The sequence below is a fragment of the Bianquea renquensis genome, from assembly GCF_014384895.1.
Taxonomy (GTDB): domain Bacteria; phylum Bacillota; class Clostridia; order Lachnospirales; family Bianqueaceae; genus Bianquea; species Bianquea renquensis.
This window is the reverse complement of sequence record NZ_JACRSQ010000002.1, coordinates 152,781-172,668: the sequence shown is the minus strand read 5'-3', so window position 1 is coordinate 172,668 and position 19,888 is coordinate 152,781. Positions and strand designations below refer to the sequence as shown.

Genomic DNA, 19,888 nt, shown 5'->3' with positions numbered 1-19,888 from the left:
GATGCAAACGTTTTTTTCAAGAACCTGTTAACCGCAGAATTAGGGTTTCGTGATCAGATCAAAATCCTGCGGCAATAGATAATACACAACCGAATCGTTCTCTTGTAAATACCCGTATGCCGAAACGACATACCGGTTGTCCTCGGTTGCTTCATATTCTATACTGAGAATGGACCTGTCTGAAAATCGGTGGAAACTGCGGTTGTTCCCGCTAACATAAGCTGATGGGTCTTTTGCAACAATTTCGTCTCGGTTCATGCCAACCGAAATGTTTTGAAAGTCATCCTTATCTGGAAAAGAGGAGACCAAATATCCATCCACCACATACGGATCCGCCATCTCCCTATCGCTATATAATAAAAACAGGTATCCGCCATTGTCCATAGGCGTGACGGAGTAATACCGACCTTTATTAAACCGAACAAGCTGTACAATGCCCTCTGATTTGAGAGTCTCCATTCTATAGGTTATACTTCTTGTCATCTGTTCCTCCTGAGGGAGGGCGAGATTCTGAATCTGTTGTGTCAGCTCTTGCTTTTCCATATCGGCTACATCAGCCCTGTTGTCATAGGACCCATCTGGCGGCGTATAGGAATGACATCCCGCCAAAACCAATAACAGGAGGGCGCTCCCTGCCCAAAGACAATAAAATATTTTTGTATTGATTTTCAAATTTCTTCCCCCTAGGATCGAATCAACATGTATGCAATGGAACCGGTGTAATAGGCTGTATTATTTACCTGGTATTGACTACTGAAAAGAGGTCCTCTTACCCAATATCCGATAAATCCCGCTTGCGATCAGGATCCCCCCATAGGTGATTCCCATGGCAAACAGGGTATCCGTGAAAAAATGGGCTCCGAGGACCACGCGGCTGTAGGCTACGATCACCGTATACACGACAGACGCCAGCACCAGCAAATTCCGGGTTCTGCGCTGTTGGACCGGAAGTACAAAAATCAAGAGCGCTGTCATCGCCGCGCTAGCCGTATGACCGGAGGGAAATGAGGTTCCGGGCGAATCACGCACCACCACATACCAGGGAGTATAGAGCTCAAAATTGTCCTGCATCTCCCGAAATCGAACCCGCCCCCAGATCCCCTTTATGATATAGACTGTCAACATGATCACCGCGAAGACCAGCAGGGCAAAGGCCGCCTTTTTCGCCGCCTCCCTGCCAGCCTCCGGTGAAGCATCCTCCATAAGCCGATACATACCCCACACCACAAAAGTGGCTACGGTAAAGGCCATAAGCCACTCCGGGAAACTGACCGGCCGGCTCTCCCAGAAGTAGTAGGAATACCGGTTGGGGATGTAGATGGAGAGGCAGAGCAGTGCAAGCAGCCCTATGACCAGACACCAGCGCTGCCCTTCCTCTCTGCGCTCCGCCCAGATTCCCCTGGCCAACACAATCGCCGACGCTAGCCATGCAGTCAGCACTCCAGGAAATTCTCCAAGGCGCTCGAGCCACACCGCCCAGCTAGCCTGTGCATTGGCCAGCGACCTGGAGAACTCCAAATCTCCGTATGTAAAGAGCGCCACCAAGCCGCACCACAGGAACGCAGCCAGGAATAAATAGAACCGCTCGATTTTATTGATCACCGTGCATCGCCCTTCCAAAATTCAATTCTCTCTTGTCCATCCGCTTCCGGCAACGTCCCGCCAAACAGCCGTGCCATAGTCGGCGCCTCATCCACCAATTTCATGGAGGAGAGGACTTCGCCCTTTGCGATCCCCCTCCCCCGCATGGCAAACAGCGTAGTATAATCGGGTTTATAGGGGGAATATCCGTGGGTTGACTTCGTGATGTGAGGCTTCCTCCCCACATCGCCCTCCTGAATCGGGTACACGCTTACACCGTCGCAGGCGTCTAAAAAATAATATCCACGGCGCGCCTCCACCATAAAAGTACATGTATCACTGGCGCCTAATTGTCTTGCCTCCTGGCCGGTTAGGATCTGCTCGATACAGCCGCCATGCGCTTTACTGAACATCTCAAGCGCACGGCGCACCGGCTCCACCAGGTCCGGAGATTTCACATAGATATACGCCGATCCATCACAATGCTGACAGAGAACCTTCCACCAGCGGACTCCTCCCTTTTGATTGGGCTGTAGCCATCCCTGTTCCCAGAAAAATTGATTCAGATAGACCGCCGTATGCTCATCGATGCTGGAATGATCGCCTAAGATGACCCATGTGACCTGATCCTCCAACCCTTCCTCGACGAATGCATCCATCAACTCTCCCAACCTGGCATCATGGCGCCTCAGCGCCTGATACGCCTCCGGAGAGTCATGTCCATGCAGATGCCGTGTCGCGTCGAGATCCACATAATGCACGAAATTCACCTGTGGACTCCGACTGCGGAGGGCATACTTAACCGTCTCGTGGAGAAAATTATCCAGCTGAGGCTGCCGCACTCCTTCAATCATTTTTCCAAACCGCAGGGCCGCTTGAACCTGAAACCAGAAGCTTCCGCGCCGAAGAGAGGCAAAAACTTGATTGTCCCACCACCGGTTGGCAAATACCTCCGGCAGATTGTATGTGAGCCGCGCTCGCCCTGTGACGGGCCAGAGGTAGGCCGCCGTGGTCATTCCCTTCTCCCGGGCCAGTTCATATAGCGTTTTTCCATGGATCAGCCGACGATCCCAACACCAATCAGGCTTCGTCATCCGTTTGGGCTGAAACCTCGTATTGTTGATAACCCTGTGATGGGCGGGATAACGGCCCGTCATGATGGATACATGGGCCGGATAGGTGACAGAGGGATACACGCTGTACACATTCCGGCAATACCCGGCGCCTGCCAGAAATCGCCGGAAATTCGGCAGGGCTTGTAATGTATCCCAATCCGACGCGGCGAGGCCGTCGAAGGAAATCACCATATAATACTGCTGGTTTTTCATCTTATCCCTGTGCCCTTTCCTTGGCCCGGCCCGAGAATTTAACGGCATCCTGATATTGCTGCGTTGACGTGGATCCCGTGTACTCCTCAAAATATTGATCAAAGCTCGTCACAGCCTCGGCCCAATTTTCCTGCAAATAATAGGTTCTTGCCAGGAAATACAGCGCATCCGTCCGCCGCTCCGTGCCCGCGTCCGAGTATTCCGCGGCTAAGGTCAGCTGCTCTAGCGCCAGAGTTAGCTTTTCCGTCCGGCTATCCCCTGACAGGTTCTGCGCTTCCCGGTAGGCATTATAGCCTGCGGAAAAGGCGTTGGTGTATAAAGGCTCTTTAATTTTATCCAGCAGCGCAGTGTACAGCGTTTTATTATCACCCTCCAGCGCTCCCTCTTCCACCTCGGAGAGGGCCTTGCCACAGGCTGCGTAATCCTCCTGGAGGTAGGCTGTCATCGCTGCCGCCAAGGGATTTTCCTTCTGCTGTGATAGTTTGTCCTGCCACTCGTCATTGGCGTCTTCCAGCTTCAATTCCAATTCCGTCTTTTCCTGCTGCGCCTGATGCGCTTCCTGCTGGGCCTGCGCAAGTTGACTTTCCAACGTCCCTCGAGCCGTCATATTCTCAGTGAGTTCAGCGGTCAGCTTGCTCACTTGACTGTTGAGACTGTCCACCTTATCTGGGACATAGAGAGTAAACATTGCCGCCACACCGCAGCCGATTCCTGCCAAAAATAGCAGCATCTGCGCCACTGGTCCCGACCAGTTGCGCATCGAGCGCCGCTTATTCCTTTTGCCAGTAAAGATCTCCTGTACATCAGGCGTCGCCAAGGTTTTCTGTACGTATAAATCTCGGGTCAGATCCCGGATCTCATTGTCTCCCGCATCTTCCTGCCCTTCCGCCTGCATCTCTCGGATGGCCGTGCGATAGCTAAAAACCACTGCATTGTTCACATCCAGTTTCTCCACCTTGTCCAATGTGGCCTTAGCTTTTCGAAAGTTCTTCGTCTCCATATAGCAGAGCGCCATGAGCAGATAGGCTTTGATGTAGTTGCGGTTCATGGCCACAGCTTTTTTCAGCCGGACGAGAGCATAATCAGGACTTTCCTTTCGGAGCTGCACCATGGCCTCATTGCACATGCGAAGGCTCTCATTCATGCTCTGCACTAATTTTTCATTTCGCTTTAAATCTTGCAGATAGCGCTGCGCGCGGTTATCCGGCCCTGGTTGCAAAGCTATGCTGGTCGTCCAGTGCCGGACAGCTTCCCCAATCTCACCCATCTGGAAGCAGACTAGCCCCAACAGATTCCTGGCATTCGTGTGGCGTTTGTCGTAGGAGACGGCCTTTACGAGTTCTTGCCGGGCACCGCTGAGATTCTGACGATTGGCTAGGTCAAGCCCCAGATTATAAAATCCATTGGCCCTCCGGCGTATTTTCTCCACAATACGGGGGTTCATCTCGCTCACTCCTCCGCCTCTTCACCTTTCAAAATCATCTCCACAATATCCACAATGTCCTTTACTTCTTCGCCGGACAGTTCGGCTCCGGATGTGTCCAGCTCTTCGCTGGGTTTATAGCGTCCCAGTTCCTCATGGAAATTAAACATGCAACCACTCCTTTTTCACTCTTTTCGCCTTGCAATCCATCGCTTGACTTCCCCCACCAAATACAGGGACCCCGCGCAGACAATCAATCGCCCTTCCCCACACGCTAGCTCCATGGCCTCATCCGTCCCCTCCGCAATCTCGAAGGGAATCTGGAGATGGAGGCTGTGAACAAGGGTCTGAAATTCTGTCGCAGTTATGCACTCTTCACCGGCGATAGGCGTATACAGGATTTTTTTGACTTCACTCGACCTTGTCAGGTGATTGAGAATCCCTGTGCAGTCTTTTTTTTGTAGTGCGCCGAATACCAATGTGAGGGGCTGCCCGGACAGATGCTTTTGAATGTATTGCCCAAGCTGTCTGGCCCCGTCTTCATTGTGAGCGCCGTCCAGCAAAATTCTCCTATCTCCCACTGCGGCGAGTTCCATTCTTCCCGGCCAGCGAACCTTTTGCAGCGCCCGCCGCACTTCCGTCTCTGCAATGGGCATCGCTTTTGCCTGTAAAACGCGGACGGCCTCCAGAACCGCCGCCGTATTGTCGGCCTGATAGTCTCCGCACAGAGACACCCGCAAGTTGGGATAGGCAAGCTTTGGTGTCTCCACATCCAATGTCTGTCCAGTCAGATCACGGCATCGAATGCGGGGCACGCCTTCTCCAGCATAGAGATAGGGGCTCTTCTTTTGCTGGCATACCTGGCGGATGACCTTCTGAACAGAGGATGGATTCGCCGCCAAGACAAGAGGCACGCCCTCTTTGATGATGCCGGCTTTCTCTGTGGCGATGGACTCCAGGTCGCGCCCCAGCACCCGGGTATGATCCAGGCTGATGGAGGTGATCACGGTCAGAAGCGGAGCCTTCACCACATTGGTGGCGTCCAGCCTCCCACCGACCCCCGTCTCCACCACCGCCATATCCACCTTTCTGCGATAAAAATACAGATAGGCCATGGCGGTTAGAATTTCGAAGAAGGTGGCGTGATTCTCCCCGCGCCCTGTCATTTCCCGTATTGTATCCTGAATTTCGCATCCTATTCCGACGAAATCCGCCTCTGAAATCAGCTGGTCATCAATTCGAATCCTCTCCCGGTAGTCCTGCAGGTGCGGCGAAATATAGAGCCCCGTGCGGTATCCCGCCTCCATCAAAATTCTCTGAAGCATAGCACAGCAGGAGCCCTTACCGTTGGTGCCGGCCACATGGATAATGGGAATCCTATCCTGGGGATTCTGATAGAAGGCCATCAAGCTTTTCATATTCTCTAGGCCATTTTTCCGACCGTACAGTGGAACCTGGTCCAGCCAGGTGGTCAATTTTTCATATGGCGTCTGCGCTTTCTCGAGGGCTCGCGGCCTATCCATGCACATCACCTTCCTTGCACTATTTTCCAATCCGGGTGATTTGCTCCTCGATCTGGCGCATAAGAGCCTTATACTTTTCTTCCTTGACTCTCTCCTCCTCAACCACCGCCTGTGGCGCCTTTGCTAAAAATCCTTGGTTGGACAGTTTTTTCGCCACCCTCTCCAGCTCCTTGCTGAGAGAATCCCGCTCTTTCTCCAGACGAGCTTTCTCTTTGGCCAGGTCAACAAGCTGGTCCAGGGGAATGTAGACGACAGCCTTTTCCAGAGGGATGGAAACTGCACTTTCCGGCACTCCCGTCCGATCTCTCTGCACGACTACCTCGCTTGTATAAGAGAGAGGCGCAAAAAAACCGGTTCCACGTTGAAAGATGTCGGCCGTCCTGCCGTCACTGGTTACGATCACCGCCATGGCCTTGTGTTTCGGCGAAACATTCATCTGTGCGCGAATGTTCCGAATGCCGCGGATCGCTTCTTTCATGATCTCGATCTCTTCTTCTTCCGACGAGAAATCCCAGTCCTCCCGATATTCCGGCCAGCTGGACAACATGATGGTCTCTTCTTCCGGGCATACGTAGGAGAAAAGCTCCTCCGTGATAAAGGGCATGTAGGGATGCAGCAGCTTTAGCGCATTGAGTAAAACCGTGCGCAGCGTCCACAGTGCAGCCGGCCGTGTCGAATCTTCCCTGTTATAGAGGCGGGATTTCACCATCTCAATATACCAGTCGCAGAATTCTTCCCAGAAGAAGTCGTTCAGCTTGGCCACCGCGATGCCCAGCTCGTATTTCTCCATGTTCTCCGTCACGTCTTTCGTCAGCCGGTTCACCTTTGACAGGATCCAGCGGTCTGCCGCCGTCAGCTCATCCAGCGTGGCAGTCGGTTCTTCATCCATATTCATCAGAATAAAGCGGGATGCATTCCAAATTTTATTGGCAAAATTGCGGCTGGCCTCCACTTTCTCCCAATAGAATCGCATATCATTGCCCGGCGCGTTCCCTGTCACGAGCGTAAACCGAAGGGCGTCGGCGCCATATTTATCGATGACCTCCAGAGGGTCGATTCCATTGCCAAGGCTTTTGCTCATCTTTCTCCCCTGAGAATCCCGCACAATACCGTGGATAAATACATCCTGGAACGGACACTCGCCTGTGTGCTCCAGTCCAGAAAAGACCATGCGGACAACCCAGAAGAAAATAATATCATACCCTGTCACCAACACGCTGGTGGGATAGAAATGTCGGAACTCCGGCGTGTCATCCGGCCAGCCCAAAGTTGAAAAGGGCCACAGCGCAGAGCTGAACCAGGTATCCAGCGTATCTTCATCCTGAACCCATTCTGTTCCACCACATGCCTCACAGGGTCCTTCCGGCATGGTCCGGTCCACCACCATATGGCCGCACTTTGTACAATAGTAAGCGGGTATCCGATGGCCCCACCAGAGCTGCCTTGAGATACACCAGTCCCGGATATTCTCTAGCCAGTGGAGATATACCTTGCCAAACCGCTCTGGAATAAAGGTCAACTCCCCCTTCTTTAGGACCTCGATGGCGGGTTTCGCCAATTCCTCCATCTTCACAAACCATTGCTGCTTGACCATGGGCTCGATGACGCTGTGGCAGCGGTCATGGGTTCCCACGTTATGGGAATGGGGTTCCACATAGAGCAGATATCCCTGGTCCTCCAAATCCTGGACGATGGCTTTTCGCGCCTCATATCGCTCCATTCCAGCGTAACGGCCGCCCTTCTCATTGATATGTCCATCGTCAGTCAGAATGCAGATTTGCTCTAAGTTGTGGCGAAGTCCCACCTCAAAATCGTTGGGGTCGTGGGCAGGCGTTATCTTCACGGCGCCGGTTCCAAATTCTCGATCCACGTAGGCGTCAGCGATGACGGGAATCTCCTTATCGACCAACGGCAGGATGACGTTTTTTCCAATGGCATCCGCGTAGCGCGGATCCTCCGGATGAACGGCCACGGCCGTGTCCCCCAGCATGGTTTCCGGGCGGGTGGTGGCCACCTCGATATAGCCGCTTCCATCCGCGTAGGGGTAGCGGATGTGCCAAAAATGTCCTTGCTGCTCCTCGTGCTCTACCTCCGCGTCGGAAATCGATGTCTGACACTCGGGACACCAATTGATGATCCGGGATCCCTTGTAAATTAAACCTTTTTCATACAGGCGGATAAAAACTTCCAGCACTGCGCGGGATAAGCCCTCATCCATGGTAAACCGCTCCCGCTCCCAGTCGCAGGAGGAGCCCAGCTTTTTCAGCTGCTTGATGATCCGCCCGCCGTACTCCTCTTTCCACTTCCAGGCCCGCTCCAAAAAGCCCTCCCGGCCCAGGTCTTCCTTCGTGAGGCCTTCCTCCGCCATGGCCGCCACGATCTTCACCTCTGTGGCAATGCTGGCGTGGTCGGTTCCCGGCTGCCAAAGCGTGTTATATCCCTGCATCCGCCTCCACCGGATCAAAATGTCCTGGAGGGTATTATCCAGCGCATGGCCCATGTGCAGCTGTCCCGTAATATTCGGCGGGGGAATCACAATGGTATAGGGAGGCTTATCTTCCTCCACTTCTGCGTGGAAGTATCCTCTCTCTTCCCATTGACGGTACAGCCGATCCTCCACATCGGCTGGATCATATGTGGTTGGCAATTCTTTTCGCATGGTGTCCTCCATTCAGGCGCGTCTGCGCCATTTTTTAATCGCAAATTGTAAAATAAAAACGGTCCCTCATCCCTGTAAGGACGAAAAACCGTGGTACCACCTTATTTCACGGCAAGCCGGTGCGGAGCCGCCGTCTCATCGGCCTAACGCTGCCGCTGCGTCTTCGGTTACGGTCCCCAGTTTGCCTGCGGACTTTGGCCGAAACAGTTCAAAAGCGACCTTCCACCAACTGTACCAAAGGAATCTTCCAGCCTCGGATCCCTCTCTCTGACGGCCAGCCCTGGTGTACTCCTCTTTCTCACAACTTTTCACTGTTCATAACTATAGCGGAAATCCGGCTTGCTGTCAAGGGGACCTTCCTAAATTATTCCTTACAAAATTTCTTACAAAATCTTACGGGGCTGCGTCTGCAAATGTAAGGGATGTCAGGAGTCTCTCCAGGGTATTGTCATCCTTCACTGTCGTAAAATTGGAATATGCCACCTGATAAATCCGGTTTCCGCGGGGAACTAAGCCTATCTGGATTACACAGGCGGCCTGCCCATATCCAACTTGATAGGCCAGTGTGAGCGCGTCCACCGACCCATAGTGCCGGATCCGCGCCTTCTGAACGATCTCCGCGTCCACGCCTAACGATCTCATGGACTTGGACAGCGCGCTCAACTCATCCATGATCGCTTCCATGTCGGAGGCTGTCACCTCCCCCTTCATTTCCATATAGGCGAAACTCAGATAGTCGATCGTCCCCCTGTCTCCCACAGGGCTGGCAAAGTACCCGTATAGCGCAAGTTTGTTCTCCTCGCCTAAAAGATTCATATTTTCTTGCATCTTATCCGTGACCGCCTCCCAGGAGATGGCACTCCAGCCAGCCGGAAAGCGGAAGGAGAGGTCTTGAATTGAATACGGCGCCCAATTGGCCGGCGGTTTATCGCTGGCATCGGTGTATCCACCTCTGCAGCTGACGCCTGCCAACACCATGAAACATAGAATACAGAGGAATAAAACCTTTCTTGTCGTGCTGAATTTCATGGTTTAAGGCTCCAGGGGAATGACAAAAATGCAAATAATGTAAAAGACGATCCCCCAGCCCATACAAGCTGCCAGCGCCATGATCACTCTCACCAATGTGGAATCGATGTGGAAGTACTCTGCAATTCCCCCACAGATGCCTGCGAGCTTCTGATCGGACTTGGAACGGTATAATTTTTTGGACATATCCATCGCCATATCCTCCTATCTTTTCTGGTATCTCTATTATAGCTCAAACTGGAGAGAATTCAATAAAAAAATTATAAAGATTTTGAAGGAATCTTCCCGGCCATGACGTCTAAAGGGGTGAACATTTCAGAGGAGGTATTCTATGAAACCCAAAAAATTGGGCGCTATCACCTTAGCCGTATCCTTAATCGCCTTGGGAGTTCTGGTTCTCGTCAGCAATCTAGTGCCCTCATTTCGCTTTACTGAATCCCTTAAGTACTTTATCCCCATTGTGCTAATCGCTCTGGGATCGGAATTTTTCATTGTCAGCGCAGCAGGCCGCCGCCGCGCTAAGGCGGAAGGGTGTGAAGAGCCTACCATTCAGTTTGACGGCAAGAGTATCGCATTACTATTTGTGATCATTGTCTGCCTTTCTGTCTACAGTCTCATAATGGGGGTTGTTGGGCATACGAGCCGGTACTTGGAACTGGACTCTCACTACACGGATGACGATCTGGAGCTGCTTTACAGCGGTACTCATGGGATGGCGGCCCAGAATCTCTCCATGCTCAAAGGCGTCAACCCCTGCGGCGATATCCAAATCGTAGGGGCCGATACCAACGATATTACCATTGAGTACTCATTTCAGGCCACCCCGTCTTTCCAGGAGCACGCTGGAACAATCGATGACAGCGTCTTTCGATTTGAAGCGGATGGCGATACGTTTTTCTTTGGCCTTTCTCCATCCATGGCACAGGCTGTATCCAGCTATTCATCCGGCTCCTCCGGCGCCCGTGATATTTTGATCTCCTATGTGATTACGGTTCCCAGCAACTTAGCTCTTGACCTAGCTCAGAGTTTTGGTACAATGGAGATTACCGGATGTCTAAACACCATATCACTGGACACCTCTTACAGCGATGTCTACCTCTCCGATATAGAGGGGGAGCTGAATCTAGATGCTTCCTTCACCGATATATATCTAGATACCATTCACGCCTCAAGCCAATGGGTCCTCGAATATAGCTCCCTCAATGGGTCCACCAGCGCCCCCTTTTCCCTCACCTCCAGCTTTTCTGACGCGGACTTAACTGTGACAGAGGTTTTAGAGGGGAACGTGAATGTCGACAGTGAATATGGAGATATTGCATTGCAGCTATCTTCTGAACAGAACGGCCATTTCGCCGTCACCAGCAGCTTCGCTTCCCTGTATTGTCCCTTGTGGGGGCTGGACGGCGATTCTCTGGACTCAGAGATTCAACGATCCGTCGGGGAGGGGGGACCGGAGTTCACATTGGTTCAATCCTTTGGCGATATGACGATTGAGTTTGAATAAACAGCAAATGAGGTGAAGCTTACATGGAGGACTTGGAGGCGTCCTTGGATTTTGACACCTTTGTGTCAGAGTTTCAACATACATTCTACAATTTGGCCTATAGCTATGTACAAAATGAGGCGGATGCCGAGGACCTGTGCCAGGAAATCTTTTTAAAGCTTTATATGAAGCAGACGCAATTCCGTCATCAATGCCAACTGTCCACATGGTCGTACCGAATTGCGGTGAACACATGCCTGGATTTTCTGAGAAAGCAAAAGCGGCGGCCTCAGCGCGCGGAATTGGACGCGGCACGGGCGCTGTCCCCTCCATCTCAGGAGCCAGAATCTCGTCTGGTGCGGGAGGATACCGCTTCGCATGTTCGCCGGCTGGTAACACAGCTGCCGGCCAAATATCGGGATGTCATAATCCTATATCACTTTTTGCAGCTCTCCTATGAAGAGATCGCAAAAGCGCTGGAATTACCGCTTCGCACCGTGGAGACGCGGCTCTACCGCGGCCGGAACAAGCTTAAAGAACAAATGATTCGGGAAATGGGAGGTGATGATCTTGCAGTGCAACAAGTACAGAATCTTAATCCATAAGCAATTGGACGGGCGAGCGACGGAACTCGAGATCCGTCAGCTTCGCCAGCATCTGGATACTTGTCCCAACTGTAGCCGTTATCAGGAAGAGACCACAGCTTTGATGGAGTCGCTTCGCCTCACGCCCTTGCCCGCGCCGCCGGGCCTGCAAGCTTGCGTCGCCCAGCGGATTCAAAATCAGCGGCGGGAGCCATCTTCCCGCAAGCCCTCTCTCACAACAGGGCTTTTGCTGGGGAGCAGTTGTATCGCGGCCGGCTGTCTCGTCCTCCTTTTCTTTTTCTTGGGCGTCGATTTTCTTTCCCTTCCTGCCAACATTTATGAACATCTATCGCTGTTCATCAGCAATTTTTCTGTATCCCTTGAATCTTGGCTCAGCGGTCTGTGGAACGTCTGGGCGCGGTTTCCATCATTATAACTTGGAGGTTTCGCTATGCAACACACCAATCGTTTTCTACTTTTTGTCACGTCCTTGATTCCAGGCGCCGGGCACATGTACCTGGGTCTCATGAAACGCGGGCTGCATCTCATGGTCTTGTTTTTTTGTCTGCTTAGCTTTTCCGTGTCCTTTGATCTCTTCTTTTTCACCGGTTTGATCGGTGTGGCGGCGGTGGTCGTCTGGTTTTTCTCCTTCTTTGACTGCCACCATCTGTATCACCGCATTGCGGCCGGTGAGGCCGTCCCCGACGAGGGCTTTCTCACCACCTTCGGCGTAGCCCTTCTCCTGATCGGGACGGGCGCCTTCGCGCTAATCGGCAACCTTTTCTCCTTCCTGAATCGCTTCCTGATGGGTGGCGTGCTCCACACACTGTCCAATCTGTTTTTCCCTCTGTTGCTGATCGCCCTCGGGCTCTTGATTCTCTATCAGACTAAGAAGCGGTCCGAAGGACAGGAGCCGCTTCATTTTGATCGATTCTTCAAAAAATCCGATGGCAGTGGATCCGATTCGGAGCCTCATGATTCCGCGCAACCGTAATCAATGGATTACCGTATGGCGCAGACGGCGGAAGTGGCTTCACTCTGTGGATTCGCCATGTATGTTATTTCTACCGTAAGGCCCTCCGTTTTTTTAGCGGTGGGCCTTCTCCCTTTTTTCGTCAAAAAAAGTTAAATTCGTTCTTGCTTTTCCTCGTATCTTGATCTAAAATAGTACATATATTGCCGCTCAGCGGCTTTACTTTTCTGCGAAGGAGCGTTTCCATGAAACAAGACATGATTGTCATTTTAGATCTGGGCAGTACCGATAACACAGGCGTTGCAAGAAAAATCCGGGATCTTGGCGTATACAGTGAAATTTATCCTCATGACATTACGGTGGATGAGCTGGCGGCTCTGCCGGGAGTGAAAGGCCTCATCCTCAACGGCGGCCCCAACCATATGGTGGATGGAACGGCGATCGATGTGTGTCCTCAGCTATATCGCGCTGGGTATCCCATTCTTGCGGTATCACATCCCCGGAAGGACGGGGGCGAGGCATTGGACTGTTGGCCCGCGGACGAGGCTTCCTATACGCAACTTCTAAAAACTTTTGTTTTTGACACATGCGGCGCTGACGCCAACTGGAATATGAAGAATTTCATCGAGGATCAGGTGGAGCTGGTGCGCCGCCAAGTCGGCGACCGAAAGGTGCTGCTGGCCCTATCCGGCGGTGTGGACAGTTCTGTGGTTGCCGCCCTGTTGATTCGGGCTATCGGCAACCAATTGTACTGCGTACATGTCAACCATGGCCTGATGCGCAAAGATGAATCCGAGAGCGTCGTTCGGGTTTTTCGGGATCAACTCAACGCGAACCTCACCTATGTGGATGCCAGTGAGCGCTTTTTGAATGCGTTGGCCGGCGTTTCCGATCCGGAGGCGAAACGAAAGATCATTGGCAGTGAATTTATCCGTGTCTTCGAGGAGGAGGCCCGCAAACTGGAGGGCATCGACTTTCTTGCTCAGGGCACGATTTATCCGGATATCGTGGAGAGTGGGACAAAGACGGCGAAGATCGTCAAGTCCCATCACAATGTGGGGGGGCTGCCGGACGATCTACAGTTTGCGTTGGTTGAGCCCTTAAAACAGCTCTTCAAAGATGAAGTTCGCCGCTGTGGCGTGGAGCTGGGATTGCCGGATGAGATGGTGTACCGCCAGCCTTTCCCAGGGCCAGGACTTGGAGTCCGCTGTCTCGGCGCCATCACCCGGGAGCGCCTGGAGGCTGTCCGCGAGGCGGATGCCATTCTCCGGGAAGAATTCGCGCTGGCCGGACTTGACCACAAGGTGTGGCAGTATTTTACCATCGTTCCAGATTTTAAGTCCGTGGGCGTCAAGGACAATGCACGCTGCTTTGAGTACCCGGTGATCATCCGCGCCATCAATACGGTCGATGCTATGACCGCCACGGTGGAGCCCGTGGATTGGGCTGTGCTTGGGAAGATCACAGACCGAATCTTGAAGGAAGTCAAGAATGTCAATCGCGTCTGCTATGATCTGTCGCCAAAACCGCCGGCGACGATTGAATGGGAGTGAAATGAGAGGTCGAAGAAACCCAGTGTTTATGCGGGTTTTCGGCGTTTCAATAGGTCTTTTGATAACAATTTGATAACGGTTGTATAAGAGCCATTATTCTTGTAACTCAGTGGTTTATGGGTTACAGAATGATGCTGTACAACAAATAAATCCATATTATAAAGCCCTTAGCTGTGGGTAGTAACTCATAGCTAAGGGCTTTTTTTAGAATCCATGGTTAAGCATAAATTGAATAATATTTGTTTGACCTGATTGCCTTAATGCTTTCAACAAATATTCTCGTGGAGGCCAATTACTCATGTATGGATTATCATCAGGACCTGTATAAAGTCCGCCACCAGGGCCTGTGTATAAACCACCGCCGGGGCCCGTATAAAGTCCACCATCAGGTCCTGTATATGCTCCACCACCGGGTCCTGTATAGAGTCCACCGCCGGGACCTGTGTATAAGCCTCCTCCCGGTCCTGTATACCTATTTCTTACCCACATAACAATCCCTCCTTTTTATTTATCATCATTTAAATTGTTTTTGGATGCTTCGACTAATGCGTCGCTTAACTCTTGCGAGGGAACTTTCGCCCAGATTTGTGTGGTATCGAACTTCGGATAGTAATAACGCCAGTTGTCATATTCTTCCCTGCTGATTTCCTCGGAAGATAGCTTGTCCGCCTGTTCTTTCCAAGCGCAGAGCATTTTCAGCAATTCGGCAGCGTCCTTACCTTTGTCCTTGTTGACTTTTAAGCAGACTTCTCCGTCTGCTTCGCTGACGGTAAGACCGTAAATATCTTCAAGGGTAAATAAGGTATGCATAAGACCGATGTAGCTGTCAATGTCGGGAACATCAAGAGCCTGCGGGGAAACATCAAGCACCTGCGCCAATGCAGCCGTTAAGTCTGCTTTGGGTTTACGGGAGCCAGTTTCGTACTGTGCCAGACGAACATCTGCGCTCCGTTCGGAAAAGCCGACAGCCGTACCAAGATATTTTTGCGTCATACCGCGCAAAAGCCTGAAAAAGTGTATTCTTTCGCCAATAGCCATAGTGTTTACACTCCTTGCTTATGTACTGCAACCAGTATAGCAGATATGTTTAGGAATCGTCAATAGAAAATCAAACAAAAAAGTTTAATATTTTCCTCGAAACCTCTTGACACAAGCGTATTTGCTTAGTATAGCAGAAATCACTAAGCTAATATGCTTAATAAAAACTAAATGACCGTCCGAGTAGGATACTTCGCCAAGACCTTTTGATTTATTCAAGAGTGAGCGAGATAACGCCGCTGAAATGGGGCAGGAACGATATTCGGGGAGAACGGCAGCTTAAAAATCTTATGAAAGGACTGACAATATGGAAAACAAATTTATTCGTGCCGATGATGTGGCACAGGAACTAAGCGTATCAAAGCCCTATGCTTATAAGCTCATCAGAAAGCTGAACGAAGAACTGAAAGCACAGGGATTTATTACGATTGCAGGGCGTGTCAACCGCCAGTATTTTTATGAAAGGCTCTACGGAGCAGGAAAGGAGAGTAAATAATGCCAGTATTCAAAAATGCGGACAACGGCACTTGGTATGTGAATTGGAAAGGTGTCCGTGAAGCTGGTGGGGCAGATTACAGTTACGCAAGCGATTATGACATTGTGGCAAGGCTCAAAACGTTGGCGGATAGTTATAAAGTTACAATGCTTATCGTTCATCACACCCGAAAGCAGAAAGCGGAAGATATTTTCGACATGATTTCGGGAACAAACGGATTGATGGGTGCAGCAGACGGAGCATTTGTTCTCAGCAAGGAAAAGAGAACTTCCAATAATGCAACCTGCCATCTATTCATTTGGTCGGAAGTTTTTCTCACGAATATATGAGCACAACTTGATTTTTCGTTTAGTTAATGTTATACTGTAGGTAATTCTAATGAATGGAGTGCCGAAATGACTGTTAGCTACAATAAACTGTGGAAGTTGCTTATAGATAAGAAGATGAATCGAACCGATTTGAAAAACACAGCAGGAGTGAGCTTTAATGTTCTTGCCAAAATGAGCCGTAATGAATTTGTATCGTTAGAGAGTTTATGTAAAATTTGTACTGTCTTAGCTTGCGATATTGGAGATATAATGGAGTTTACTGAAAATGAAACTGCTTGATTTTGCTATCCAGACAACAAATAAATATATTGATGAAATGCCGAAGTCTCAACGAAAAAAGTACGGTCAGTTTTTTACGAGCAAAGAAACTGCTGTATTTATGGCTGGATTATTTGATGTGCCTAAAAACAAAACACGACTGCAAATTCTTGACGCTGGTGCAGGTTCGGGCGTTTTGTCGATTGCACTGATTGAGAGGCTGCAAGAAATCCCTCAGCTACAATATGTCCACTTAATCTGCTATGAAAACGATTCTAAAATTATTGAATTGTTAAGGACAAATCTACAATGGGTTCGGCAGCATACTACACTAACATTTGATTACGAGATTCGAGAAGATAACTATATTCTAAGTCAAATGCTTGAATATAATGAAATGATTTGTGCGGATCCGAATCCGTTGAAATATGATATGGTAATCGGGAATCCGCCATATATGAAAATAGCAAAAGACGCTCCAGAAGCTAAAGCAATGCCAGATGTATGTTATGGTGCGCCCAATCTATATTTTCTATTTGCGGCAATGGGAATGTTTAATTTAATCCCTAACGGCGAGTTGGTATATATCATTCCTCGTTCTTGGACATCAGGAGCTTATTTTAAAAGATTTCGTCAAAAGTTTTTGAACGATGGTGTCTTAGAGCATATTCACTTGTTTGTTAGCCGTGATAAAGTGTTTGAAAATGAGAGCGTGTTGCAGGAAACGATTATTATTAAAATGAGAAAGTCTACTGCAACTCCTGCGAGTGTAACCATTACAACAACACAGAGTAATAGGGATTTTTCCAATAAAACGAATTTTGAAGCACCATATACTACAGTTGTTTCAGGCGAAGATACCTATGTTCATTTAGTTACAAATGAGCAAGAGGTAGAGACACTTAGGCTGCTTAACAGATGGACAAATACATTGCCAAGTATTGGGTTGAAAATGAAAACGGGCTTAACCGTCGATTTTAGAAACAGAGAAGTTTTGCGTGATACAGCCGAAGGTCAGGCAGTCCCTCTTTTCTATTCACAACACATACAAGATGGAAAAGTCATATTTCCTATAGGCAAAGAACACGAGTATATCGTTACAGATCAGTTGGGGTTACTACAGCCAAATATAAATTACCTGTTTGTAAAGAGATTTACTGCCAAAGAAGAACATAGGCGTCTGCAGTGTGGTGTGTATTTAGCAAGAAAATATCCCGATTATTCAAAAATCAGTACACAAAATAAAATTAACTTTATTTGCGGCTTAAAAGAATTGTCGGAATGTGTTGTTTATGGGTTATATGTATTATTTAATTCTACCCTGTACGATAGCTATTACAGGATATTAAACGGCTCTACACAGGTCAATTCTACGGAAATCAATTCTATGCCTGTTCCGCCTTTGGAGAGTATAGAACTGTTAGGCAAAGAATTGATAAAATTGCGGGATATGACCGAAATGGGCTGTGATAAAATATTAAGGAGTTTCATTTATGAACAAAGTCGAGGAAGCGAAAGAAATACTGAAAGAATTGCAAGTGCCAGTTAAACAACAGGCGGATTTGTGCTGTTTTGTTCTATTGGCTATGGCAGATATAAAGGAACAAGATGAATGGTCCGATGCCACAAATAGCTGGATTCGTATTCACGATGTTATCGCATATACAAAAGAGAACTATGGCGTTACATATACGGAGAACAGCCGAGAGACATTCCGAAAACAGGCTATGCACCACTTTAGAAATGCTGCTTTTATTGAGGATAATGGAAAAGCAACCAACAGTCCTAACTATCGTTATCGTCTAACAGACGAAATGCTCTCTCTTATTCGTAGCTATGGAACAGCATATTGGGAATCAGAAAAGCAAAAATTTCTGCAATCTCACGAAACACTGATTGATCTCTATGCGTCTAAGCGTACAATGAGAAAAATGCCTGTTCGGATTAACGGTGAGAACTTTACTTTTTCACCCGGCAAGCACAATGAACTGCAAAAGGCGATTATTGAAGAATTTGCCCCTCGCTTTGCGCCAAATTCCGAGTGCCTTTACGTTGGTGATACTACAGAAAAGGACTTGGTAAAGAATGTAGCAAAGCTGCAAGAACTCGGATTTGCCATTACGCTTCACGATAAAATGCCTGATGTTGTCCTCTACTCTGAAGAAAAAAATTGGTTATACTTTATCGAATCTGTTACTTCTGTTGGACCGATGGAGCCTAAACGGATAAAAGAAATCGAAGAAATGACCGCAGGCGTTACAGCAGGAAAGATTTATGTTACTGCGTTTCTTGATTTCAAGACCTTCAAAAAATTTTCCGAAATGCTCGCTTGGGAAACTGAGGTTTGGATTGCGGATATGCCCGACCATATGATTCATTTGAATGGGGACAAGTTTTTAGGACCGAGAAAGTAAAGCAAAGGACTATTTTAGAATGAAGATACTCGATTTTATTGAAAAAACAGAATTGACTGGAAAGAGTGAATGCGAGAAAGCAAAGCTTCTTGCTATTTTCATTATAAAGAAACCATCACGCTGAATGTACACAATGGGGCGAAATTTGTCCTCCGCCCCTCCCTGAAATATTTCTCTTTCAGATAAAACCGATTTACCGTACTCTATCGGAATAATTTCAAGCTCTTTCATCTTACCGTCAAAACAACCTTTCCGACGTTCTGCCCCTTATACAAAATATCATGCGCTGCCTCCGCCTCGGTTATAGGCAGGGTTTTATAGATTGTCGGCTTAACCTCGCCGCTCTCAATCTTCGGGAATACCTTTTCTACAAGCTCGGAAAGTATCTGTGCTTTAACTTCGGGAGTTCTTGAACGGAGCGTGCTTCCCACAATTCTCACATTGCGCACATAGATATTTTTGAGGTCGATTTCCGTCTTTTGTCCCGCAAGAGCCGCAATCATAATCCATCTTGCGCCGTGTGTGAGATACTGTATGCACTTACCCATAATCTCGCCGCCCAGGCAGTCAATGGCAACATCAACGCCGTGTCCGTTTTCAAGCTCCTCCTTAAGTACAGATGAAATATCCTCCTTTGTCGTTACAACAACTCTGTCAGCATTAAGATGCTTTATTGACGATGCTATCTCATCAGATAAAACCGTTGTTATAACTCTCACACCGAACGCCTTTGCCATAGGTATAATAACACTTGCCAGTCCGGACGCTCCGGCGTTCATAAGCAGCGTATTTCCGGGCTTTATATTGCCCTCGATAAATAAATTCAGATAAGCTGTTGCAAATGCTCCGGTATTGCCGCCGCCTCTGCCATTGAACAGTTCTTCGGAACGGGCATAAGCATATCATATTTAACAGCCGCGTATTCGGCATATCCGCCGCCACCCAAAAGTGCGCATACCTTGTCGCCTATCTTCCAATTTGATTTTGCCTTTGCTTCGTCACCCATCTCGACGATTACGCCGGCAATTTCAAGTCCCATCCAATCAGGGCATCCCGGCGGGGGCGGATAATCGCCCTCTCGCTGCATGAGGTCGGCGCGGTTTAACGCTGCGGCGTGAATTTCAACGAGAACCTCCTCGCTCTTGATTTGCGGATCGGGCACATTGTCCCACCTTAAGCTTCTGTCATCATTTACAAGTATTGCTTTCATTTTTCTC

At 49.3% G+C, this 19,888-nt stretch carries 23 protein-coding genes; 10 read left to right on the top strand and 13 right to left on the bottom strand.

Annotated elements, in window-relative coordinates; translation table 11 throughout:
• Nucleotides 1-39: 39 nt before the first annotated feature.
• The 9 genes from H8730_RS02295 to H8730_RS02255 all read right to left on the bottom strand — a co-directional run bounded on the left by H8730_RS02295 (nt 40) and on the right by H8730_RS02255 (nt 9,735).
• A complete protein-coding gene (locus tag H8730_RS02295) occupies nt 40-672 on the bottom strand; it encodes a hypothetical protein (RefSeq protein WP_177715050.1) in 633 nt (210 codons plus the stop codon).
• Between the two features lie 78 nt (nt 673-750).
• A complete protein-coding gene (locus H8730_RS02290; protein ID WP_177715048.1) occupies nt 751-1,602 on the bottom strand; it encodes a phosphatase PAP2 family protein in 852 nt (283 codons plus the stop codon).
• Complete coding sequence (locus H8730_RS02285) at nt 1,599-2,909, bottom strand: alkaline phosphatase family protein (protein WP_177715046.1); 1,311 nt, start codon at nt 2,907-2,909, stop codon at nt 1,599-1,601. The genes H8730_RS02290 and H8730_RS02285 overlap by 4 nt, the downstream gene beginning before the upstream one ends.
• A 1-nt stretch (nt 2,910) precedes the next feature.
• On the bottom strand, nt 2,911-4,353 hold the full coding sequence (locus H8730_RS02280) for a tetratricopeptide repeat protein (RefSeq protein WP_249289343.1): 1,443 nt from the start codon (nt 4,351-4,353) through the stop codon (nt 2,911-2,913).
• Between the two features lie 5 nt (nt 4,354-4,358).
• Nucleotides 4,359-4,502, bottom strand: coding sequence for a hypothetical protein (locus tag H8730_RS02275; RefSeq protein ID WP_177715042.1), 144 nt, complete (start codon nt 4,500-4,502; stop codon nt 4,359-4,361).
• A 15-nt stretch (nt 4,503-4,517) separates the two neighbouring features.
• Complete coding sequence (locus H8730_RS02270) at nt 4,518-5,855, bottom strand: bifunctional folylpolyglutamate synthase/dihydrofolate synthase (protein ID WP_177715040.1); 1,338 nt, start codon at nt 5,853-5,855, stop codon at nt 4,518-4,520.
• Between the two features lie 19 nt (nt 5,856-5,874).
• Nucleotides 5,875-8,514: a valine--tRNA ligase gene (locus H8730_RS02265; RefSeq protein WP_283243825.1), complete on the bottom strand. Its 2,640-nt coding sequence runs from the start codon at nt 8,512-8,514 to the stop codon at nt 5,875-5,877.
• 393 nt (nt 8,515-8,907) lie between these two features.
• Nucleotides 8,908-9,543 (bottom strand): hypothetical protein, encoded by a 636-nt coding sequence (locus tag H8730_RS02260; protein WP_177716897.1) that lies wholly within the window; start codon nt 9,541-9,543, stop codon nt 8,908-8,910.
• 3 nt (nt 9,544-9,546) lie between these two features.
• Nucleotides 9,547-9,735 carry a PspC domain-containing protein gene (locus tag H8730_RS02255; RefSeq protein WP_346726540.1) on the bottom strand — a complete coding sequence of 63 codons (189 nt, stop codon included), beginning with the start codon at nt 9,733-9,735 and terminating at the stop codon, nt 9,547-9,549.
• A 139-nt stretch (nt 9,736-9,874) separates the two neighbouring features.
• Here H8730_RS02255 and H8730_RS02250 point away from each other — a divergent pair, with 139 nt between their 5' ends.
• From H8730_RS02250 to guaA, 5 genes are all read left to right on the top strand, one after another.
• The gene (locus tag H8730_RS02250; RefSeq protein ID WP_177716899.1) at nt 9,875-11,047 is read left to right on the top strand and encodes a DUF4097 family beta strand repeat-containing protein; all 1,173 of its coding nucleotides are present in this window, start codon (nt 9,875-9,877) and stop codon (nt 11,045-11,047) included.
• A gap of 23 nt (nt 11,048-11,070) precedes the next feature.
• Nucleotides 11,071-11,631 (top strand): RNA polymerase sigma factor, encoded by a 561-nt coding sequence (locus H8730_RS02245; RefSeq protein WP_177716901.1) that lies wholly within the window; start codon nt 11,071-11,073, stop codon nt 11,629-11,631.
• Nucleotides 11,597-12,046 carry a zf-HC2 domain-containing protein gene (locus tag H8730_RS02240; protein ID WP_249289239.1) on the top strand — a complete coding sequence of 150 codons (450 nt, stop codon included), beginning with the start codon at nt 11,597-11,599 and terminating at the stop codon, nt 12,044-12,046. Before H8730_RS02245 ends, H8730_RS02240 begins: the two co-directional genes overlap by 35 nt.
• 15 nt (nt 12,047-12,061) lie before the next feature.
• On the top strand, nt 12,062-12,604 hold the full coding sequence (locus tag H8730_RS02235; protein WP_177714075.1) for a hypothetical protein: 543 nt from the start codon (nt 12,062-12,064) through the stop codon (nt 12,602-12,604).
• A gap of 224 nt (nt 12,605-12,828) precedes the next feature.
• Nucleotides 12,829-14,136, top strand: a complete 1,308-nt coding sequence (gene guaA, locus H8730_RS02230; RefSeq protein WP_177714074.1) for a glutamine-hydrolyzing GMP synthase — start codon at nt 12,829-12,831, stop codon at nt 14,134-14,136.
• 204 nt (nt 14,137-14,340) lie between these two features.
• Here the strand turns inward: guaA and H8730_RS02225 are convergent, their stop codons facing one another.
• Both H8730_RS02225 and H8730_RS02220 read right to left on the bottom strand, forming a co-directional pair.
• The gene (locus H8730_RS02225) at nt 14,341-14,625 is read right to left on the bottom strand and encodes a hypothetical protein (protein ID WP_177714073.1); all 285 of its coding nucleotides are present in this window, start codon (nt 14,623-14,625) and stop codon (nt 14,341-14,343) included.
• 15 nt (nt 14,626-14,640) lie between these two features.
• A complete protein-coding gene (locus H8730_RS02220; RefSeq protein WP_249289238.1) occupies nt 14,641-15,174 on the bottom strand; it encodes a helix-turn-helix domain-containing protein in 534 nt (177 codons plus the stop codon).
• Nucleotides 15,175-15,481: 307 nt separating this feature from the next.
• On the opposite strand from H8730_RS02220, the gene H8730_RS02215 reads away from it, so the two are divergent.
• The 5 genes from H8730_RS02215 to H8730_RS02195 all read left to right on the top strand — a co-directional run bounded on the left by H8730_RS02215 (nt 15,482) and on the right by H8730_RS02195 (nt 18,671).
• A complete protein-coding gene (locus tag H8730_RS02215; RefSeq protein WP_118099518.1) occupies nt 15,482-15,670 on the top strand; it encodes a LysR family transcriptional regulator in 189 nt (62 codons plus the stop codon).
• The gene (locus H8730_RS02210) at nt 15,670-15,999 is read left to right on the top strand and encodes an AAA family ATPase (protein WP_430385366.1); all 330 of its coding nucleotides are present in this window, start codon (nt 15,670-15,672) and stop codon (nt 15,997-15,999) included. Before H8730_RS02215 ends, H8730_RS02210 begins: the two co-directional genes overlap by 1 nt.
• A gap of 66 nt (nt 16,000-16,065) precedes the next feature.
• Entirely contained in the window at nt 16,066-16,278 is a 213-nt protein-coding gene (locus H8730_RS02205; RefSeq protein WP_177713838.1) for a helix-turn-helix domain-containing protein, read from the top strand.
• On the top strand, nt 16,265-17,806 hold the full coding sequence (locus tag H8730_RS02200; protein WP_177713839.1) for an Eco57I restriction-modification methylase domain-containing protein: 1,542 nt from the start codon (nt 16,265-16,267) through the stop codon (nt 17,804-17,806). Before H8730_RS02205 ends, H8730_RS02200 begins: the two co-directional genes overlap by 14 nt.
• Nucleotides 17,751-18,671: a BsuBI/PstI family type II restriction endonuclease gene (locus H8730_RS02195; protein ID WP_177713840.1), complete on the top strand. Its 921-nt coding sequence runs from the start codon at nt 17,751-17,753 to the stop codon at nt 18,669-18,671. The genes H8730_RS02200 and H8730_RS02195 overlap by 56 nt, the downstream gene beginning before the upstream one ends.
• A 227-nt stretch (nt 18,672-18,898) precedes the next feature.
• On the opposite strand, the gene H8730_RS02190 is transcribed toward H8730_RS02195, so the two are convergent.
• The gene (locus H8730_RS02190) at nt 18,899-19,450 is read right to left on the bottom strand and encodes a zinc-binding dehydrogenase (RefSeq protein WP_249289236.1); all 552 of its coding nucleotides are present in this window, start codon (nt 19,448-19,450) and stop codon (nt 18,899-18,901) included.
• 44 nt (nt 19,451-19,494) lie between these two features.
• Nucleotides 19,495-19,881, bottom strand: coding sequence for an alcohol dehydrogenase catalytic domain-containing protein (locus H8730_RS02185; protein ID WP_249289235.1), 387 nt, complete (start codon nt 19,879-19,881; stop codon nt 19,495-19,497).
• Between the last annotated feature and the right edge of the window lie 7 nt (nt 19,882-19,888).